Genomic DNA, 20532 nt, shown 5'->3' with positions numbered 1-20532 from the left:
GTGTCTCCCTTCTGTCTGCATAAAAAGGGGGTACGATTTAGAGCGTCAACTTTGGCTCTCTATGGCAGATTTATGGCTTTTTTTGTCTAAATTTGTTCCTCATAAAATCATCAATATGTTGACGTTGTCCTGTTTTTGTCAGGGTTTGTCTGCATAGTAGTGATTATTATATAATTTTAAAAGAAAAATTTATAATCATATTAATTCTGGGTCAGTACATGTAAGTTTAGATAATCCTAACCTTAATAAGTATAAAAGAATTTTGATTTTTTCTGCTGGCTTTATATTTAACGCAATCTTAATTTTTATTGGATTCATAATTTTTATCCAAAATGGAATACTTGGTTATTTAATTATGTTTCCTAATGTCATTCTTTTTCTTAGCACATTTATCCCATTTAAATATAACTATAATGGGATTTCAGGTGATAATGATATGTTGAGCATTATCAATTTGATATTGAATAAAAATAAAATAATTCATATTTCAGAAATTGAAGAACAAAGAAACTATTTGATTTATAATGATAAATATGAAAGTCTAAGAGAAATCAATCAAAAAATTTTGCAACAAAAACCAAATGATTATTATTCTCATTTCATTGATTTTTATTTAGATGTCCGAAATAATTCATCAAACGATTGCCAAAACAAAATAGATTATTTACTAAATAATTTAGAAAAAAATAGACAATATAAGCAATATGTAAATAATAATGTTTCTTATTACTACAGCTTAAATGAGAATTACGAATTGGCAGATTTATATTCAAAAGATGTAAATAAATTAACAAAATCTATAAATTTTATTTCAACACGTTCCGTTTGTTTAGCTTTTAATGAACAATGGTCAGAAATATGTACTATATTAAATAATCGAGTTTCAAAAACAATTACTCATCATACTAATTTACTCAATTCATTAGTTTTTGGCATCGCCCTTATGAAGTTAGGTAATGAAAAAAGAGGAAAAAAATACATTGATTTTGCCGTAAAACATAAAAAGAGTATGTTTGCAAGTGATGATTTTATATTCAAAAAACTTCTTCAAAAAATTGATTAATTTTACACCAAATTAATCGCCGTGAATCGAGAAGAAATAGGAAATCAACTGCTAAATGAAGTTTTACAAATCCAACTTGCCAATAAACCAATCAACTCTAAATATTTAGATTTAAAACGTTTGGTTGAAAATATTGCGTTTGAGTTGACAAAAAACGAAGCGTTACAGTTTTCTAACTTTTTCTCGAAACTATCTTTTATCTGTAATCAATACCAAGTTTCCACTAAAATTCATTCGTTTCGCAAAACGGCTCAACGAATTCTGAGCGAAAAATATGAACCGATAGAACACGAATATTTTACACATTATAAATATGTTGCGGATTTTATTTCTTCTATTTATGAAGTAATGATTCCTGCAGAAATTATCTACTATTTTCCTGAAAAAGAATTTTATACCAACAAAATTCTTACTCGAAATCGGGTTAAAAAATTGCGTGTTCAAGTAATTGAAATCAAACGAGATTGTTTGATTTGCGATCATGAAGATAATGAAACAGATGAGAATATTACAGTTCAAATTGATGAAGATGGCGTAAATGAAAACTTCACTTCTGTTGAGGATTTTTGGGTTGGTGCACAATTAAATTTAGTCAATTCGACGATTGACGAAGAAGGAATTTATCATCCACGTTTCATCATTCTCGAACCAGATTATTTGGTTGACATTTCGGCAATTGCTGAATGTTTTCAAGATTATGGAACTTCCGAATTACATTATATTCAGAAAAAATTTGAAGAAGCGCCAAACAGCAAACACATTCGATTAGGAAATTTTGCCAATTCAGTTGTCGATCATTTTTCAACAGAAAACATTGAAAACACGGACTTTAATGAGATTTTCAAGAATGATTTCAAAAATTATCCATTAGAATATACGGCGTGCAACGATTTGACGAATCCACAAGATTTGAAAGATTATTACTTGGAAGCGAAAGGTCATTTTGATCGTATTCAAAAAGTGTTGATAGAGGACTTTCCGCAATATGATATTTCGTTGGATCGTGCATTAATAGAGCCTTCTTTTTTGTGCGAACAGTACGGAATTCAAGGTCGTTTGGATTTATTGGACATTAATCCTGAAGGAAAGAATAAAATTATCGAGCTAAAATCTGGTGGTGCACCTTTTCCTGATGACGGAAAAAGTGTCAAGCCAAATCATGCGACGCAGCTCTTTTTATACTACCAAATTATTGGTGTTTTGTATGATTTAGAGTTTAAAGATGTCACAAAAAACACCGAAGGTTATATTTTCTATTCGAAAGTATATCAAGGAAATTTACGTTTTGATGTACCAACTTTAGCACGAGTTCAACGCATTTTTGATTTAAGAAATCGAATAATTATCAATGAAAATCGTTTAGCAAATCATACATTAACCGATATTGAATCAACTATTTATTCGATTAAACCTGCAAACTTCATTAAACGAAAAATCAACCCTCGTTTCAAAGAAATTCTAGAAGAACAATTGGATAAATTTATCTATCCAATTAAAAATAGTTCGCCATTAGAAAAGGCTTACTTCTACTCTTTTACGAATTTCATTGCGAAAGAGCAATATATGGCGAAACTTGGTTTGGGACAATCGACTTCCAACAATGGTTTGGCGAGTTTGTGGCTGAATACTTTCGAAGAAAAAAATAATAATTTCGAGATTATTTATGATTTAGAAATTGTAGAAAATCATATTTCTGATCCAAAACGTGAAATCAAGCTAAAAAGAACCAATCCTGCGAATGATTTTATTTCGATTCGCGAAGGTGATATTTGCATTCTTTATACTCGAAATAATTTCAAAGATTCTGTTCTAACGAATCAGGTTTTTAAGTGTACGATCAAAAGTATTTCGAGAGAATTTATTGTGTTGCGTTTTCGTTATCAACAACCTAATACACGCTTTTTTGATTCGTTTGATTCAACAGGAAAATGGGCTTTAGAACGAGATTTTATGGATTCTTCTTTTGTTTCGATGTATCGAAATTTGTATGGATTAATTCATTCTTCTAAAGCGAAAAAAGATTTGATTTTAACGCAATCTGTTCCAAGAAGTCAAATGAATTATGATTATTTTAATTCAAATCTTTCGGATGAACAAAATCGAATTCTGAAAAAAGCACTTTCTGCAAAAGATTACTTTTTGTTGAATGGACCTCCGGGAACAGGAAAAACATCAATCATCATCAAAGAATTGGTGAAAGAAATCTATGAAAAACAGGATTGTAATATTTTGCTTTTAGCTTATACAAATCGTGCAGTTGATGAATTATGTGAATCGATCAATTCGGCTATTTCTGATCAAATTGCACAAAAATTCATCAGAATTGGGAATGAATTATCTACTTCTCCTGAATTTCATCAAAATTTATTGAATAAAATTATTGAGCAAAAAGATGCTAATTTAGAACAAAAAGGAGAAAAATTTTCGAGAAAAACGATTCAAGATATTATTCGTAAACAACGCATTTTTGTTTCGACTGTAGCCTCGATTTCGAGTAAAAATGATATTCTGAAATTAAAGAAATTTGATACAATTATTATTGATGAAGCCTCTCAAATTTTAGAGCCACAAATTGTTGGAATTTTACCAAAAGCAGAACGTTTTATTATGATTGGCGATCACAAACAGTTGCCTGCAATCGTTTTACAAAATCCTGAATTGGCGAAAACAAATAACGAATTATTAGAAAATATTGGTTTAATCAATCGTAAAAATTCTATTTTCGAGCGTTTGTATGAATTTTGTGAACGAAATAATTACGAAAATGCGTTTGACCAATTGACTTATCAAGGAAGAATGCACGCTGAAATCGCAGATTTTCCGAACAATTATTTTTATGATGGAAAATTAAACGTAGCCTTTGATATTCCAAATTTAAATGATGAAATAAAACAAAGTTTAAATCGTCAACGTGCAGATTTACATTTTGAACATTATAATCAAGCAAATGATTTACAAAACTTTATTACGAATCATCGTTTTGCATTTATCAATGTTGACGAAAATCCTTATTTGCCTTCAACGAATGTACAAGAAGCCGATTTGATTGTGAAGTTTGTGCAAGAAATTATTCATTTATATGAAATCAATCAAAAACCATTTGATCCAAAGAAAACAATTGGAATTATTGCCCCTTTTAGAAATCAAATTGCGTTGATTAAACAAAAATTAGAATTAGCAAATATTCCAAATCACGAACAAATTACAGTTGATACAGTGGAACGCTATCAAGGAAGTCAGCGCGATATTATTCTGTATAGTTTTGCTGTGACGTATCATTCGCAATTGAATGCCTTGGTGAATATGAACGATCAAGGAAATGTAGATAGAAAGCTGAATGTTGCCTTAACGCGCGCAAAAGAACAATTATTTTTAATTGGAAATCAAGCCATTTTGAAAGAAAATCAATTGATTAAAACCTTAATTGATTATTTAGAAAATAAATCTACCTATAAACTAACAATCTAATTAAAATCACTTCTTAATTCGTTTAAGATTCAGTAAATTTGTGCAACTATTTGTAGAAAATTATGTTGTATCAAAGAAGTAGCGCATTATTCAAAGACGCGCAAGAATATATTCCGGGAGGTGTAAATTCTCCTGTTCGTGCATTTAAATCTGTTGGAGGAACGCCAATTTTTATCAAAAAAGCCGAAGGTGCCTATATTTATGATGAAGATGGACGTGCTTACGTGGATTACATCAATTCTTGGGGACCAATGATTATTGGGCATACAGATCCGCGTGTTTTGAATGCGACTGTTGAACAAATGAAAAATGGTTTTTCTTTTGGTACACCAACTGAATTGGAAACTGAAATTGCTAAGTTAATCACATCCGTTGTTCCAAATATCGACATGGTTCGTATGGTGAACTCTGGTACAGAAGCGTGTATGTCTGCAATTCGTTTGGCAAGAGGTTATACAAATCGTGATAAAATTGTAAAATTTGAAGGTTGTTACCACGGACATTCAGATTCATTTTTGATTAAAGCTGGTTCTGGTGCTGCAACTTTTGGAAATCCAAATTCTCCAGGTGTAACGCAAGGAACAGCGAAAGATACGTTGTTGGCAGAATACAATAATTTGGAAGATGTAAAAGCTTTATTCGAACAAAATAAAGATGAAATTGCAGCCATTATTGTTGAGCCAATCGCAGGAAACATGGGGTGTATTGTTCCAGAAAAAGGTTTCTTAGAAGGTTTGAGACAAATTTGTGATGAAAACGGTGCTTTATTAATTTTTGATGAGGTAATGACAGGTTTCCGTCAAGCGATGGGAGGTTCGCAAGAGCGTTTAAACATCAATGCGGATATCGTAACATTTGGTAAAGTAATTGGTGGTGGTTTCCCTGTTGGAGCTTTTGCTGCTCGTCGCGAAATCATGAATCACCTTGCTCCTCTTGGTCCTGTTTATCAAGCTGGAACTTTATCTGGAAATCCAATTGCGATGCGTGCTGGTATCACAACGTTGAATATTATTAATAATGATAGAGAATTATTTAATCGTATTGATAACGCAACTGAAACTTTAGATAAAGAGATTTCTAAAATCTTTGCAGAAAAAGGAATTCCAAATCATATCAATCGTTTAGGTTCGATGATGTCTGTGTTCTTTACAGAACAAACAGAAATCAAAAACTTTACAGATGTAACGAAATGTAATCACGAAAGATTCAATAAATTTTTCCATCATTTGTTGACAAATGAAGTTTACATTGCTCCTTCTGGATACGAAACTTGGTTTATTTCTGATGCAATTAAAGATACAGAAATCAATAAAACATTAGATGCTGTGAGAAGCTTCGAAGGTTAATAATAAACAAAAAATGCAGTAGTTTTCTACTGCATTTTTTATTAAAATAAATCATCATCGATCATTTTAGCTCCTTTTAAGGTTGCCATATAACGAAGTGCTTTGATGTATTTTTCTATTAATTCAGGATTATCTATTTTGAAAAATATACAAGTATTCAGCCCGTTATACATTGTATTTGAAATAACAACAATTTGATTTTTTGTATCTTTTTTGGATACATCTTTTATTCCACTCCAATTAATTTTCGTATATGCTCCATTGTCGGAATAAGCATGAATTATATCACCGTTAATTTCTAATCTCCTTGCTCCTTCCTGAACTGTGATAGAACTAACGTCATAAACTTCCGCTTTTTTTGTATTCAACCATTCGAGTGTTTGTTCTTCTGTTTGAGCATTTACCCATACAAAGCTGAAAAACAAAAGAATTAATATCAATAAATTTTTCATTTGATATAATTTATACTTTTTAAATATGCAGCATCTGTTTCTTTCGGAATATCCATCCAAACCCAATCAGCTTCATAGTCAGGATCCCAAATTCTTATTTTAACACCAATCAAATTGTCAAGTTTATATTGCAAAACAAAATCCTTTCCAATAAAAATTTTATCATCTGTAATTTTATAACCATCATAGATATAAACCTCTTCGTTCGAGTTTGGAAGATAAAAAAAAGCGGTTTTATTATGAGGATTTAAAACTAGTGTTTTATTTCTCAAATCATCAGGCAGACTGTACATTTTACCATTTTGATCTTCTAACCGAATAAGCCGCCAATTATTTTCAGTCAAAATTTTAATCTTCTCTTTTAAGCTTAAATCTTGTGCTTTCGCACTTCCAACTCCTAAAACGAACACAAATAGTATAATTATTTTTTTCATAACGAAATATTTATAACCAGTTTATTTGAAGTAAATTTCTTTCAATTATAAATGAAATAAAATACCTCAAATGAAGTATTTTTACTTATTGGTTTTCATCAATTTACTCTATTGACTGTATCATGAAGATATAATAGAAATCTGTCTTAAAAATTTAAAGAAAATTACAGAAAAAATATTTTGATTGAATATGCTCAATATTTATTACAAAAAGGAGAGTTGAGAAAGAAGTATCTTGAATTTAGAAAAAAGAAAAAAAAAGAAGCAGAATATGATTATTGATAAAAACTGTCAATTTAGACAGTTTTTTATCAACTAAAATCTCCTATATGTTCCATTTCACTTTCGAAACTTAGCACTTTAGTGGCATATTTTTGCAAACTTTTTTGCTTAATTTCTGATAAAAAATTATTCTTGAATTTATCTAAAGTCAATTCATCATTCACAAATAATTGCAACGAATAAGAAACCGCTCCTGGTTCAACATGAGAAGTTATTTTTCCTAAACGAGCTCCTATAAAACAATTTGATTTCAAATAATCATTAATATGCTCTTTCTGAATCCACTCAAACCAGTCGTCATGCACCTCTTGTTCAACAATAAAAGTTGTATTATATAATATCATTCTCTAATTTTTTGCAAAGATACAAAGGTTTTCGCATTATATTTTTCTTGAAAAAGAAAGTCTAATCAAGATTTTATTTTTAAATTTACCTATTATTCATAACAAACAAAGATGAACAATACGCAACAATTTATACAAGAGAATAAACAACGTTTTCTTGATGAATTAATCGAATTACTTAAAATTCCTTCAGTTAGTGCTGATCCAGCCTACACACAAGACGTAAATGATGCTGCCGAAATGGTTGCAAAATATTTAAAAGAAGCAGGTGCTGATAATGTTGAAGTATGCGAAACAGAAGGATTTCCTGTTGTTTACGGAGAAAAAATAGTTGATGCTTCAAAACCAACTGTTTTAGTTTACGGACATTACGATGTACAACCAGCTGATCCTTTAGAATTATGGGAATCTGGACCATACGAGCCAGTAATCAAAAAGACAGAAATTCATCCTGACGGAGCAATTTTTGCTCGTGGTTCTGCTGATGATAAAGGTCAAATGTTTATGCACGTTAAAGCTTTTGAGGCTTTAAACAAATCAAACGAATTACCTTGTAACGTTAAATTTATGATCGAAGGTGAAGAAGAAGTTGGTTCTCCTTCATTAGTAAATTTCGTTAAAAACAATAAAGAGAAATTAAAAAATGATGTGATTTTGATTTCTGATACTTCTATGATTTCAAACGAACAACCTTCTATTTCAGTTGGTTTACGTGGCTTATCTTATGTAGAAGTTGAGGTAAAAGGAGCTAATCGCGATATGCACTCTGGTGTTTATGGTGGGGCTGTTCCAAATCCGATTAATGTTTTAGCAACAATGATTGGAAAATTAATCAATGAAAAAGGTCACATTACAATTCCAGGTTTCTACGAGCCAATTCTTGAATTAACTGAAGATGAAAGAGCTGATTTAGCAAAAATTCCATTTGATGTTGAAGAATACAAAAAATCTATCGGTATCTCTGATATCCAAGGAGAAGAAGGTTTTTCTACAATCGAGCGAGCGTCTATTCGTCCTACTTTAGATGTAAACGGAATTTGGGGAGGATACATTGGCGAAGGTGCTAAAACTGTTATTCCTTCTCATGCATATGCTAAAATCTCAATGCGTTTGGTTCCAGGACAAGATCCAGAAGTTGTAACAAAACAATTTGCAGATTATTTCCCAACATTAGCGCCATCTTCTGTAGAAGTTAAAGTAAAACCACATCACGGAGGTAAACCTTATATTTTACCAACAAATCATCCAGGTTTTATCGCTGCTAAAAAAGCCTTAGCTGAAACTTTTGAAAAAGAAGCATTAGCTGAAAGAGCTGGTGGATCTATTCCAATTGTTGCTTTATTCGAAGAAGAATTAGGAACAAAATCTGTTTTAATGGGATTCGGGTTAAACTCTGACGTTATCCACTCTCCTAACGAACATTATGGTTTATTCAATTTCTATAAAGGAATCGAAACTATTCCATATTTCTACAAATATTTTAACGAACAATAATTTTCGACAAAATAACTTCTGAAAAGCGAATCAATTTGATTCGCTTTTCTTTTTGGTTTATAGTAGAATGATTAATTTTGAACTTTATTTTTATCAATGAGTAAAAAATTCTTAATCGCTGGTGCAGGAATTGCAGGTTTAACTTTAGCAAAAGCTTTGCAAGACTTAAATTATGACTACGAAATTTTCGAGGCTTCGTCAGAAGTTCGTGGAATTGGCGCTGGTTTTGGTTTGGCTTCTAATGCAATGAAAGCGTTTGAAATTCTTGGTTTAGCAGAAGAAGTTGCGCCTTTGGGACATATGTTAGAAGATTTTGAAATTCAAGATTGGAAAGAAAAAACAATTCTAAAAGCCGATACCGAACGATTGAGAAAAAACTATAACAACGAAAATTTTGCCATTCATCGTGCAGATTTACATCATTTTTTAGTTTCTAAAATTGATTCGAATAAAATTAAAACTTCAAAAAAAATAAAATTCTTTGAACAATCTTTTGAAAAAGTTGTGCTTCATTTTGAAGATGGAACTTCTACCGAAGGCGATTATTTGATTGGTGCTGATGGAATAAATTCTATAATTCGTCAACAATTGTTAAAACAGTCGACGCCTCGTTATGCGGGTTATATTTGTTGGCGTGCTATTGTAGAAGATAAATCATACAACTCAAAGAAAAGTATCGAAACATGGGGTCCAAATGGTCGTTTTGGTTTGACACCTCTTATCAATCATCAAATTTATTGGTATGCTTGTGTCAATACAAAACTAAATTCTGAAGTTTACAACTATACGTTGAGTGATATTAAAAATCAATTCAAAGATTATTCGGGACAAATCAGAAATACTTTACAAAAAACAAATCCAGAAAGTATAATTGCTACGCCAATTATGGACATAAAACCGATTAATAATTATGCATTTAATCGTGTATTGTTAATTGGAGATGCAGCACACGCAACCACACCAAACATGGGACAAGGCGCATGCATGGCAGTGGAAGATGTTTGTGTTTTGTATGATGAATTAATCAAAAAAGATACTGATGTTTTGTTAGCTTTTGAACATTACAATTTACGCCGTTTGAAACGTACACATTATATTATTGACACTTCTCGATTGGCTGGAAAAGTTGCTCAAGTTGACAATAAGTTCTTAATGAATCTCCGAAATTTTGCTTTCCGAAATTTACCACAATCTTTGATGCAAAGTCCTTTAGAAGACTTATTGGAAGAAGATTTCATGAGGGTTTAGAGTTATTAATATTAAAATAAATTCTATTTCATTCTCAAAAAATATCGTGTACAATTCTATGTTTATATAATTAATACAACTATATTTAATCGTTATTAAATATTAATTTAATTTTTATAGAATTATGGAAAAAAATCAGTTTATATATAATGAACAATACGAGGGAATGGAAGGTATTGTTTTAGAATCGAGAGGAGGATCTAAAAACTCAGATAATTATCGTAATCCAGATTATAAATTATTACGTCGATACATTCTAAATATATTACAACAAACTAATGAAACAGAAGTAGAAATATATATTGCTTCAAGAAATTCAACGTATAAAAACCTATCAGAGCGTCTAATTTGTATCAACAATACAACTAAATTTGATTTTAATAAGATTGATATTGAAGAATTTGAAAAAAAATTAAATGAAGCTGTTAGTTTGAAAGGACAAAAACCTGGTGCTAAAGGAGGAAATGATACTAAAAAATTATTCTTTAAAACAAAATATTCTTTTCAAAAAGTAAATCAAAATAAAATTCGAATTCATACTGAAGCTAAATTAGATGATACCAAAGAAGATATTCAATTAGAAAAAATCTTAAATGAATTTATATTTGACTTTAATCGTCCACAAAATAACAGTTCAGAATTAAAATTAATCGTGAATAATTTACAAGAAGAATTATTTCAATTTATATCATCTAAATTACCAAGTTACAATTGGAAAAAAGAATATATGCCTTCTAGTCTAAGAAAAGATAGTATTGATATCTATGGATTCAATCATAATGAAAATAAAAGTATTGTTATTGAGCTTGATCCTCATCGAGCAGATAGTATTGCTAAAAAATTTGTTTCTAGAATTGCATTATTAAAAGATGAAAATGTTTCTTATATAGCTTTTCTATATCCTGGAACTGAAAAAATGCCTAAAAATGAAGCTATTAAATATTGTAATGATTGTACTGAAATAGCAAACATTATGAGTAACTCTAATTCAACCAAAGAGTTTTTAGGATATTTTTTTAATTAAACGTTAAATAAAAATCTATAAATAAACCCCAGCTTAGCTGGGGTTTTCTATTTTTTATAAACTATTTTTCGACCACTATCATTATCTGATAGTACATAGGTTATAAGTTTGCTTCATAATAATAAACAAACATATTATGAAGTTAAAATTTCATTACGAAGTCGAAACAGTTTTCGATCAAAACAAAGAAGAAATAACGATCAATTCGTTTGAGAACGAAGATCCTTTAGTTGCCCGAAAAGATGCATTTTCTTTTTTAAGAAATTATATCAATATACTAAAACAAGAAGGACAAGTTGTAGTTAATACGAAAGAATCAAGCGTAAGAAATCATGCTCAATTTCGATATGATTCTCGTACACCAAACTTCGAGCATAATCTACAAGCCTATTTTGTTAGCCATTTGATTTTTAAAGATCAAAGATTAAATAATGGACTTAAAATTTATCTTGTTATTGATAAATCTAATCATGAAAACATCAAAAATGATGAACGATTATTAATTTATCAATTGGGTAATTATTCGAAACAATCTTTAGATGATATGTTGAACGGTTTGGTGAAAGAAGTTTACATTCATTCGATAGTTGATACTTGCATTCATCGAAATACAGAAGAAATTGATATTTCTGCTTTTTGGTATTTCATTAACAAAGAATCATTAGAATCTCGAATTATTTCTATTCTAAAAACTCCTATTCATTTTGATTCTTCTTATTGGGGTAAATTATTTTCTGTTTTTAATTCAAAAAAAATATTTCCTTATAAACTAATTAAAGAATATTATTCTGGATATTATGAAGATGATTTTATCAAATTAGAGAATTTCGATTTTAAGGAAGTTTTTAAAGATACTTCTTCACTATTTTATACTTCTGGTGGTTTGCTTGCTCTAAAAATTGATTCGTTAAATGATGAGAAAGAAACGACACAACTTTTAACTGAATTTAATACGTTTTTTACAAATATGTATTTTCATAAATCTTTAAAAAACATTGAGTATAAATTGATTAATTGTAAAAATAAAAAAGGTGAATTATTCTTGTGTTTGTTGGTAGATCATTACAAACCAAAAGATCATTTTTTGTCTAAAATTCCGACCAAATTATATTATCGCGAAAATGGTTACAGAGAATGTATAACTGACATAAACGAAATATTAATTTATTTAAATCAAAACTTCTAAAAAGATAAGAGTATGTTAATAGATAAAATTGAACAAGAAATAAAAAAGGTAAAAAGAAGAGTTCCAAAATGGTTTCGAGAAGGAGAAACTCAAATCAATAGTTTAATCCTTTTTAAATATTTAGAATTACACAAGGAAGGAAAACCTATTTCGAGAAATCGATTGAAATATGAATGTGAAGAATTTGTGAATTTTGATGGAAATTTCAATCAAATGGTAAATTTCGGTGAAAAAAATCATGCAAAAGTATTCCATATCATCAATGGGAAAGTTGTTTTATGGAAACCTGTTTCAGAATTCATTTTGTTTGAATATGAAAAGATTAAATAATTCTATTGATTTCTCAAAAGAGCATCTTTCAAAATTTTAGCAACTTCTAGACGTAAACCAACTGGCTTAATTACTTTTAAACTCCATGCTCGTGATATGATTTCCATGATAAAATCGGGCGTGGTTTTTAATTTTAAAGTTACACGAACACCATTTTCTATAGTTTCAATAACTTGAGAATGATGAATAGGAAAACTATTGATATAATTTCCATCTCGTTGATCAAACTCCAATACAATCTCCTCTGCTTCTTTATCTTCGGCGACAAACATCGCAAATAAAGAGTCATATTTAGCCTTAATTTCATCAATTGAATATTTCGGAGAGAAATTGATTCCAAAATAAGTAACAGCAGAAATTCGGTCAAAACCAAAAGCTCGTAAACCTTTATTCGACTGATGATCATTCCAATAATATACCAGCGTTCTTTGCTTTCTTTTATTGCTAAAGGCTCAATAATACGAACTTCTGTCTCATTTGTATCATATTTTGAGTAACTAAACTGAATAACATGTTTATTATTGATATGAGAAACAACATCGTTAATTTGATTTAATCCCAATGGTTTTCTATCCGAAATCAAAAAAATACCGGGTAAAGCATTCGCTTGAGTTAAAATAGAAAACATCTCATAATAATCTAAAGAAGATTCAAGCAAACCAACTTGATCTGAATTATCAATATAATATTTATTTTCTTTATCACATTTTAAATCAATCCCTAACTCTTCACGTATTTTCTTCTTATCTCGATTAAACAGCTGTACATTATAAATTTCATCAGGAAACTGATTTTGTATATGAGATATAATATCATTTTTAAGAGGTAATATTTCCTTAACATTGCATTCGTTAATGTATTGCACCAATCGAATTATACGGATTATAGGTATTGTTTTTCTCACAATCTTTACACTAAGAATCTTGTAAAACAAATTTCACATTACTTCTTAACGTATATTTTTTATTGAGATAAGAAGTTAACAAATCTCCAAAACTCATATCAAGAGTTTCTCTTTGATTAGTTGAAAATAATTTCACAATCTTAATCAAATATTTATTTAAGTTAATCAAATCAAAAGTAAGTTCTTTTACTAACCAAAACAGAAAATATAACGGAAGTAAAACCATATTGAATAGAACTTGGAATCCATTTGCTAATTCTCCTTCTGACAAAAAATGTTTTGAATAATCAAATTTAGAAAAATCAATATCATATTTTTCTATAAACTCTATCAAAAGTGATTCATTATCTAATCCTGATAAAAATAAATCTTTCTCAATCAGAACATCAACATTTTCAACTTTTTCTTTTGTGGTTTTTTCTAGAAAATTTTTAACTTCTATATACGATTGTTTCAAAGTTGCGAAATCTATATATAAAATCTGTTTTTCTTCCATAATCGCCTACTTCAACAGCACATTATCTTCTAATTCTTGCTTCGAAATTTGAAAATGTTTGTCAAATTCTTGCTCAAAAGATTCCAAATCCATTGTAATTTCCCAATCACCAAATTCATTTTCGAACAAATCAGTCATATGTTCTTTCAAATCTTCTAATTTTTGTTGAATAAATTCATTTTGCTGAATTTCTTCCTCTTCTTTTTTATCTAATACAACTTGTTGATTGATTTTTTTCAGAATCAAAGCATTAATAAATTCTTCATGCGTATTCATAAAATCCTCAATCGTACCTGTAAATTGTGTCATTTTTTATATTTTTTCCATTCACATTTCGAGAATAAATATAGAACTATTTTATTAACAAACAATTAAATTTAAGATTTCTATAAATGAGTTTTAACATAAGAATTAACGTCTACTAATTATTGAAATTGGTTGTTTTAAGATAAATTTGAATATATAAATATTGAAAAAATGGAAAACTTTAAACTATCAAACGGAATCGAAATTCCTGCAATTGGATTTGGAACATGGTTATTAGAAGGTGAAAAAGTTACAGTACCTCTAAAAATAGCGTTAGAAAAAGGATATACTCATATTGACACAGCAGCAATCTACAAAAATGAAAAAGAAATTGGCGCTGTTCTCAAAGCTGAAAATGTAGATCGTAGCAAATTATTTATAACGTCTAAATGTTGGAATTCTGAGCGTGGATACGAAAAAGCAATGGCTGCATTTGAGCAAACTTTAGCTGATTTACAAACCGATTATTTGGATTTATATTTGATTCATTGGCCTGCAAATGAAACGCAATTTCCTGATACTTGGGCAGAATTGAATGCTGGAACTTGGCGAGCTTTCGAGGAAATTTACAAATCTGGAAAAGCAAAGTCAATTGGTGTAAGTAATTTTAATATCAATCATTTGGAAGCTTTATTTGAAACGGCTGAAATCAAACCAATGGTTAATCAAATTGAGATTCATCCAGGGCATTCACAGCCAGAATTGGTCGATTTTTGTAAACAACACGATTTGTTGGTTGAAGCATGGAGTCCACTAGGTTCAGGAAGAATTTTAGAGAACGAATTAATTGTTTCTTTGTCGGATAAATACAATGTTTCGGTTGGTCAAATTTGTATTAATTATTGTTTGGCGAAAGAAATTTTACCGCTTCCTCGCTCCTCTTCAGAAAAAAATATTGAAGCAAATTTAACTTCAAATAATTTTAAATTGAGTGCTGAAGATGTAAAAGCGATTGATGAAATGCCTGCAGATGGTTTTTCTGGATTGAATCCTTCAATGGTTGAATTTTAACAAGTTAAACGAATTCACTAAAATAAATTTTAAAAACCTCTGTTTTACAGAGGTTTTTTCGTTTTAAATCTTCAAAAAATCAATACTTTTACTTTTTTAAATGATATAATAAAATTATTCGATATGAGCCAAAATCCTGAAAATCCATTCAAAACTTATTTTGATCAAACCCTTGAAAGATGTGGTTTTGATGAAGATTTGAAAGCTGGTATTTTATTTTTTTTAGGTGAAAGTATTATTGCTGCGAACACCAATCAATTGATGAATATGTTTGCGGAAGAAGAAAAGATTCAGCAAGAATTTCGTCGTTTGATTACGTTGTATGCTACGCCAAATGCTGACATCAACCCTTTTGAAGCTTTAGACACAGCACCAATCAAGCAAATTATTTATACATACAAAGAAATTTACGTTAATGTAATTAGAAAGAAATCATTTGATTTTGATAAAGTTATCAATGATAATTTAAAGTCTGAGTTTAAGTTAGATTTTATTGGAGAATTTGAAAATAAACAATATAAATTAATTACAAATCATAACTTAAATACCTCTTTTTTCAAACAGATTGGAGCGTATCTTAATCAGTTTGAATTGAGTTATGAGGATATTTATTTGGCTGGAATTAATTATTATCAAACGAATCAGAAAGTAGATTTTGAAGGAATAAATGTATTGAATTTAAATATTATTGATAGTTTTTCACCGTTGTACACAACATTGTTTCATTATCCATTATTGTACACATATTATCCAACAAATCTGAACGCAAACCATTTGTTTAGTTCGATTTTGCAGTTCCTTTATTTACATACCAACACGGATATTGCTAAACATATTCACGCTTTTCACAACCATATTTTTTATGAAAATAACCCGAGAAGAGTTCGTAAAGGTTGGGAATTTGAAGAATTGGAACGTGGCGTTTTGATTTCGCAAACTTTTCATAATGCATTAAATATTCGTAAATCTCCAATTTTCGGGACACGTGCAGACTTTTTAGCTTCGGATAATTATTTATTAAATGAATTGAAAGATCAAAATATTCCGTTAGAGAATTTTAAAGCCTTGATGACTAAAACAATTGAAGAATATTACGAGGCAGATATTGATGAAGTGGTTGCTGGAAAGCTAAATCATGCTGAATTTTTACAATTATTAGCGATTATTTTCTACGAAACTTCTGCTAATGCAATGATTATTAAATCATGGAAAAACTAACAATTAATCAAGAAAATAGAATCAATTTAGAAGAACATTTTGGTGAACTTTTGCCAAGATTACCTTTTGAAATAGTTTCATTTTACGAATCGAGTAATTCTTGGGAAGGACAAATTGAATATAATTTGAATTTGAAAACGGGAGAATTGACGTACAATACCATCGAAAATGTAAAACATCAAATCGAAATTTCGCCTGAAATGATAAAACGCATCGAAAGTGAAATTATCTTGATGTTGGAAAATTTATAAACTAAAAAATCTCACAAATGTGAGATTTTTTTTATCTATTCATCCAATCCATCCAACTATTAATCTGCGTTTTGCTGATAAAAATAGCTTGCTCAGCTTCTGATTTTGGTTGAAGATGAATTTCAATTTTACTTAAATGAATATAAAATAAAAACAGTAGCAACTTGTTAGCTACTACTGTTTAATTTATGTATTTAATCTCTGAAAAATTGTATATATTTTTCAGGACGGGACAAAATAATTATTTCGCTTTATACTTCGCGATTCCATCTCGTAACCATTTTAAGTAAACTTCTACATCAAGTTCAGCTTCTAAAGGTTTTGAGAAACGATTCAAATCTTTATCAACCAAAATATAATAAGGTTGCGCATTTGCATTAAAATGTTCAATCTCGAAAGAAGTCCATTTATTACCTACTGTTTTCAAATTACGACCTAACGCTTTCGAAAATACTTTTTGATCTTCTGGTAATTCTTTTGCTTCATCAACATATAACGAAACTAAAACAACATCTTCAGCCAGAATCTTTTTCACACGCTCATCGCTCCAAACACGTTCTTCAACTTTACGACAGTTTGCACACGCATGCCCAGTGAAATCTAACAACATTGGTTTTCCAACTTTCGTTGCATAAGCCGCAGCCTGATCGAAATCTTTGAATGCAGGAATTCCATGAGGTCCAGCAACCATATTAGGATCATCAAATTTAGCTGTCGCTTGTCCACCGCCTACACCTTCGTGAAAACCTCGAGTCGCTTCAGAATAAGTCATTGGAGGTGTTAAACCACTTAATAATTTTAATGGTCCACCCCATAAACCAGGAATCATGTAAATCGCAAATGATACTGAAACCAATGCAAATAACATTCTCGGAACACCTATAGTTTGTACTGGTGAATCTAATTCTAATCTAAATTTTCCTAAAAGATATAATCCTAAGAAGATAAAAATTGCAATCCAAAATGCTAAGAAAATTTCTCTTGGTAACCAGTTCATTTGCCAAACTAAATCAGCATTTGATAAGAATTTTAAGGCAAAAGCTAATTCAATAAATCCTAAAGAAACTTTGATTGTATTTAACCATCCTCCTGATTTTGGCATTGAATTTAACCATCCTGGGAACATCGCAAATAATGTAAATGGAATAGCTAATGCTAAAGAGAATCCGAACATTCCTACGATTAACGAATAATAGTTTCCTCCTTGCGTCGCTTGAACTAATAACGAACCGATAATTGGTCCTGTACAAGAAAATGAAACTAATGCTAATGTGAATGCCATAAAGAAGATACCAATTAATCCACCTTTATCAGCACCTTTATCAGCTGCATTTACCCATTTACTTGGTAATGTCAATTCGAAAGCTCCGAAGAATGAAATTGCAAATACAATAAAAATTGCAAAGAAAGCTAAATTTACCCACGGATTTGTTGACATTTCATTTAGGACAGATGGTCCAAAAATAACTGTCGCCAATAAACCTAATGCAACATAAATAACAATAATTGATAATCCATAAATAAAAGCCTTTCCAACTCCTTCTCCTTTCGATTTACTTTGTTTTGTAAACATACTTACTGTCAAAGGAATCATTGGGAAAATACAAGGCATTAATAACGCCGCTAATCCTCCTAAAAATCCTAAAGAAAAGATTTTCAATAAACCATTATCTTTCTTTTCGTTATCTGCTAATAAAGAATCATCAACTTTTTTGATCGTATCTTGTGTTGCAGCAACAACTGCTGTAGAATCATCTTGAACAGAATCTTGCGTAATTTCAGTTACGGCAACTGTATCTTTTGCTTCTGTAGCATCTACTGGCTTTGCCTCTTCTTTCGTCTCTTCAACTTTTGCAGAAGGCGTTAATTTTATCGTTCCGCTTGTTTCATCTGGTGGCAAACAACGTTCGGCATCACACATCTGAAATTCGATTGTGTACGATACATTTACAGGTTTATCACCCGAAACTTTCACTTTTTGAACAAATTTTACTTGATTTTCGTAATATTTTTCATCTTGTTCAAAAATTTGGCTGTATTTATCTATACGTTTTCCAATTTCTCGCGCACCTCCAACCAATTTTGCATTTGCAGCTGGTTTAAATGATGCACTTGCTGGAATTCCAATTCCTCCATCAGGATGTTTCATTGAATAAAGGTGCCAACCTTTATCAATTTTTCCTGTTACCTCGATTTCAAACTCATTTTGTCCAACCTCCTTCACCGAACTCGACCATTTTGCAGGACTAAATAATTGTGCGTTGACTAAAATTGGAAACAAAAAAAGTATCCAAAGTTTCTTTAACATACTGTAATGTTTAAAAAGTTTTTACTTGTTTCTGTCGTTTTGAAACGTTCATCCAAACGATGATTTACTACCCAAATAATCTGATCTTTTTGGTCACAAAGCAACCAAACCTTCTCTTTTTCTAACTTAGAAAGTTTCAAATCTTTCATAAACTTACTCAACAATTTTTTTTGACCTTTCATTCCAATTGGATAAAAGAAATCTCCCTCTTTCACTTTTCTAAGTTTAAGCGGAAACAAAATTGATGTAAAGTCTACTATTTCAGTAGCGTTTTCGTGTGGATTTATCGATTTCACGAACTTCAAATTTAACGAATTGATTTCAATTAACTCATCAAAAATCGTTAATTCATCTTCATTTTCTTTTTCTATTTTTTGCAACAATAAATTTTCTCGATTTTTAATTAATCGATAAGTTGCTGATTTTATTTCACTTCCCGTTTCTGCATCCAAAAATTTCAAAATTTCTTTGCTTGACGAAAATCCATATTTTTCGAACAAATAATGCAAAAAAGTTTCTAATGGTTGAAGTTTTTTTAATGCTGAAATTTCAATTTCAATCGGATTATCTCCTGAAAATAAATTACTTCTAATTTCTTCAACTTTATTTTGTACAATTTGATAATTATCGTTGATATGATTTAAACTTGACAAAAAATTCTCATCAAATTGCGGATGAAGCTCTTTTAGGATTGGTGTAATGTAATGACGAATCTTATTTCTGGTATAATCATCCGTCGCATTCGTATAATCTTCTCGCCAATTGATTTCATTTGATTTTGCATATTCCAACAAATCATTTTTCGTGAAACTCAAAAGTGGACGAAAGATTTTACCATTATCAATTTGCATTCCGACCAAACCTTTCAAACCTGTTCCACGAGAAAGATTAATCAAAAATGTTTCGATATTATCATCCAAATGATGTGCTGTCACCAAAACATCCAAACGATTTTGTTGTTGAACTTGCTCAAACCACTCATAACGCAAATTTCGACAAGCCATTTCGACCGAATAATTTCCTGTTTTCTGATAAGCCGCAACATCAAAACGAACTGAATGAAATGGAATATTATATTTTCCGCAATATTCTCTCACAAACATTTCATCACCATTTGCGTCTTCTTCACGCAACTGAAAATTACAATGTGCAACCTGAAAATTTGCAGCAGTTTGACGAAATAAATCTAACAAAACCATGCTATCAATTCCGCCACTAATCGCCAATAAATAGCGATGCGTAGAAAAAAAATGTTGATCTAAAAGTTCTTTAAACTCTTGTTGTATAGATTTATTTTTCATGAAATATAAATGTTCGAAATTAGGAAGAATTCTCGAAAAAGAGTTATACTTTTTTTCTTCGTTCTT

20 protein-coding genes are annotated in these 20532 nt (G+C 30.1%); 11 read left to right on the top strand and 9 right to left on the bottom strand.

What is annotated here, in order from left to right; translation table 11 throughout:
* Positions 1–262 precede the first annotated feature (262 nt).
* The 3 genes from HXZ74_RS01240 (at position 263) to hemL (ending at position 5877) form a co-directional block, all read left to right on the top strand.
* The gene (locus tag HXZ74_RS01240) at positions 263–1063 is read left to right on the top strand and encodes a hypothetical protein (protein WP_286473460.1); all 801 of its coding nucleotides are present in this window, start codon (positions 263–265) and stop codon (positions 1061–1063) included.
* A 21-nt stretch (positions 1064–1084) separates the two neighbouring features.
* A complete protein-coding gene (locus HXZ74_RS01235) occupies positions 1085–4531 on the top strand; it encodes an ATP-dependent helicase (protein WP_286473459.1) in 3447 nt (1148 codons plus the stop codon).
* A gap of 62 nt (positions 4532–4593) precedes the next feature.
* On the top strand, positions 4594–5877 hold the full coding sequence (gene hemL, locus HXZ74_RS01230) for a glutamate-1-semialdehyde 2,1-aminomutase (protein WP_280050921.1): 1284 nt from the start codon (positions 4594–4596) through the stop codon (positions 5875–5877).
* Positions 5878–5918: 41 nt separating this feature from the next.
* On the opposite strand, the gene HXZ74_RS01225 is transcribed toward hemL, so the two are convergent.
* From HXZ74_RS01225 to HXZ74_RS01215, 3 genes are all read right to left on the bottom strand, one after another.
* Positions 5919–6329, bottom strand: coding sequence for a hypothetical protein (locus HXZ74_RS01225; RefSeq protein ID WP_280048879.1), 411 nt, complete (start codon positions 6327–6329; stop codon positions 5919–5921).
* Positions 6326–6763 carry a hypothetical protein gene (locus HXZ74_RS01220; protein WP_280048881.1) on the bottom strand — a complete coding sequence of 146 codons (438 nt, stop codon included), beginning with the start codon at positions 6761–6763 and terminating at the stop codon, positions 6326–6328. Before HXZ74_RS01220 ends, HXZ74_RS01225 begins: the two co-directional genes overlap by 4 nt.
* A 311-nt stretch (positions 6764–7074) precedes the next feature.
* On the bottom strand, positions 7075–7389 hold the full coding sequence (locus HXZ74_RS01215) for a DUF4286 family protein (RefSeq protein WP_280050922.1): 315 nt from the start codon (positions 7387–7389) through the stop codon (positions 7075–7077).
* Between the two features lie 111 nt (positions 7390–7500).
* On the opposite strand from HXZ74_RS01215, the gene HXZ74_RS01210 reads away from it, so the two are divergent.
* The 5 genes from HXZ74_RS01210 (at position 7501) to HXZ74_RS01190 (ending at position 12671) form a co-directional block, all read left to right on the top strand.
* Positions 7501–8883: a dipeptidase gene (locus tag HXZ74_RS01210; protein WP_286473457.1), complete on the top strand. Its 1383-nt coding sequence runs from the start codon at positions 7501–7503 to the stop codon at positions 8881–8883.
* Between the two features lie 96 nt (positions 8884–8979).
* The gene (locus tag HXZ74_RS01205; RefSeq protein ID WP_286473456.1) at positions 8980–10131 is read left to right on the top strand and encodes an FAD-dependent monooxygenase; all 1152 of its coding nucleotides are present in this window, start codon (positions 8980–8982) and stop codon (positions 10129–10131) included.
* Between the two features lie 124 nt (positions 10132–10255).
* Entirely contained in the window at positions 10256–11155 is a 900-nt protein-coding gene (locus HXZ74_RS01200) for a hypothetical protein (protein ID WP_115000614.1), read from the top strand.
* A 136-nt stretch (positions 11156–11291) separates the two neighbouring features.
* Entirely contained in the window at positions 11292–12341 is a 1050-nt protein-coding gene (locus HXZ74_RS01195; protein ID WP_286473455.1) for a hypothetical protein, read from the top strand.
* Positions 12342–12353: 12 nt separating this feature from the next.
* A complete protein-coding gene (locus HXZ74_RS01190; protein WP_115000617.1) occupies positions 12354–12671 on the top strand; it encodes a hypothetical protein in 318 nt (105 codons plus the stop codon).
* A gap of 2 nt (positions 12672–12673) precedes the next feature.
* On the opposite strand, the gene HXZ74_RS01185 is transcribed toward HXZ74_RS01190, so the two are convergent.
* Genes HXZ74_RS01185 through HXZ74_RS01175 form a run of 4 tightly spaced genes read right to left on the bottom strand, consistent with a single transcriptional unit; the run spans position 12674 to position 14380 of the window.
* Positions 12674–12943, bottom strand: coding sequence for a WCX domain-containing protein (locus HXZ74_RS01185; protein ID WP_502875796.1), 270 nt, complete (start codon positions 12941–12943; stop codon positions 12674–12676).
* Positions 12829–13536 (bottom strand): WYL domain-containing protein, encoded by a 708-nt coding sequence (locus HXZ74_RS17220; protein WP_502875794.1) that lies wholly within the window; start codon positions 13534–13536, stop codon positions 12829–12831. Before HXZ74_RS17220 ends, HXZ74_RS01185 begins: the two co-directional genes overlap by 115 nt.
* A 49-nt stretch (positions 13537–13585) precedes the next feature.
* Positions 13586–14071, bottom strand: a complete 486-nt coding sequence (locus tag HXZ74_RS01180; RefSeq protein WP_286473454.1) for a DUF1493 family protein — start codon at positions 14069–14071, stop codon at positions 13586–13588.
* Positions 14072–14077: 6 nt separating this feature from the next.
* Positions 14078–14380 (bottom strand): hypothetical protein, encoded by a 303-nt coding sequence (locus HXZ74_RS01175; protein ID WP_286473452.1) that lies wholly within the window; start codon positions 14378–14380, stop codon positions 14078–14080.
* Positions 14381–14548: 168 nt separating this feature from the next.
* Here HXZ74_RS01175 and HXZ74_RS01170 point away from each other — a divergent pair, with 168 nt between their 5' ends.
* From HXZ74_RS01170 to HXZ74_RS01160, 3 genes are all read left to right on the top strand, one after another.
* The gene (locus HXZ74_RS01170) at positions 14549–15388 is read left to right on the top strand and encodes an aldo/keto reductase (RefSeq protein ID WP_286473449.1); all 840 of its coding nucleotides are present in this window, start codon (positions 14549–14551) and stop codon (positions 15386–15388) included.
* A gap of 123 nt (positions 15389–15511) precedes the next feature.
* Complete coding sequence (locus tag HXZ74_RS01165; RefSeq protein WP_286473448.1) at positions 15512–16606, top strand: hypothetical protein; 1095 nt, start codon at positions 15512–15514, stop codon at positions 16604–16606.
* Positions 16594–16857 (top strand): hypothetical protein, encoded by a 264-nt coding sequence (locus HXZ74_RS01160; protein ID WP_280061400.1) that lies wholly within the window; start codon positions 16594–16596, stop codon positions 16855–16857. Before HXZ74_RS01165 ends, HXZ74_RS01160 begins: the two co-directional genes overlap by 13 nt.
* 241 nt (positions 16858–17098) lie before the next feature.
* Here HXZ74_RS01160 and HXZ74_RS01155 read toward each other — a convergent pair whose 3' ends face one another.
* Together HXZ74_RS01155 and tilS are read right to left on the bottom strand one after the other, a co-directional pair.
* A complete protein-coding gene (locus HXZ74_RS01155) occupies positions 17099–19165 on the bottom strand; it encodes a protein-disulfide reductase DsbD family protein (protein ID WP_286473447.1) in 2067 nt (688 codons plus the stop codon).
* Positions 19159–20466 (bottom strand): tRNA lysidine(34) synthetase TilS, encoded by a 1308-nt coding sequence (gene tilS / locus HXZ74_RS01150; RefSeq protein ID WP_115000629.1) that lies wholly within the window; start codon positions 20464–20466, stop codon positions 19159–19161. Before tilS ends, HXZ74_RS01155 begins: the two co-directional genes overlap by 7 nt.
* Positions 20467–20532 lie beyond the last annotated feature (66 nt).

Origin of the sequence: Empedobacter sp. R750 (genome assembly GCF_030324345.1) — a bacterium.
Classification (GTDB): domain Bacteria; phylum Bacteroidota; class Bacteroidia; order Flavobacteriales; family Weeksellaceae; genus Empedobacter; species Empedobacter falsenii_C.
This window is presented reverse-complemented; position numbering and strand designations above follow the sequence as displayed.